Source organism: Streptomyces niphimycinicus (assembly GCF_018883605.1).
In the GTDB taxonomy this organism is placed as follows: Bacteria; Actinomycetota; Actinomycetes; order Streptomycetales; family Streptomycetaceae; genus Streptomyces; species Streptomyces niphimycinicus.
Genome location: NZ_JAHLEM010000828.1, coordinates 1 through 667, shown reverse-complemented (window position 1 = coordinate 667; position 667 = coordinate 1). Strand labels below are relative to the sequence as shown.

Annotated in this window: 1 protein-coding gene; it reads left to right on the top strand. The window is 73.9% G+C overall.

All coding sequences use genetic code 11. The features are described 5' to 3' along the window. Positions 1-667, top strand: a 667-nt coding sequence (locus KN815_RS43610) for a protein kinase domain-containing protein (protein WP_216347289.1), incomplete at both ends; no start/stop codon positions are given.

The window sequence follows — 667 nt, the reverse complement described above, 5'->3', positions numbered from 1 at the left end:
GACTGCCCGAGCGGACCGTCCGCATCCTGGCCCACGGCCTCACACAGGCCCTGCGGGACATCCACGACGCCGGTCTGGTCCACCGCGACCTCAAACCCTCCAACGTCCTGGTCACCATCGACGGTCCGCGCGTCATCGACTTCGGCATCGCGCGGGCGCTGGAGACCGTCACCGACGGCATCCTCACGCGCAGCGGCGCCGTCGTCGGATCGCCCGGTTTCATGTCGCCCGAGCAGGTGCGCGGCGAGCGGGTCACCCCGGCCAGCGATGTCTTCTGCCTCGGCTCGGTGCTCGCCTACGCGGCGACCGGCCGCCAGCCCTTCGGCACGGCCAACAGCGGTGTGCACGCGGTCATGTACCGCATCGCCCAGGAGGAAGCGGACCTGGAGGGGCTGCCGGAGGGGCTGCGCGACCTGGTCACCGACTGCCTGAAGAAGGCCCCGGACGACCGGCCCTCGCTGGAAGCGCTGCTGGACCGTACGGCCGGTGCGGACGACGACGGCGAACCGTGGCTGCCGGGCGGGCTCGTCGCCCAGCTCGGACGGCATGCGGTGCAGCTCTTGGAGGTGGAGACGCCCGCGGGACCGGGGGTGCCCGCCGTGCCGGGAATGCCCGCGCGGCCTGCGGTGCCGCCCATGGCCGGGGCGGCGGGCCCTGCCACGCCCGT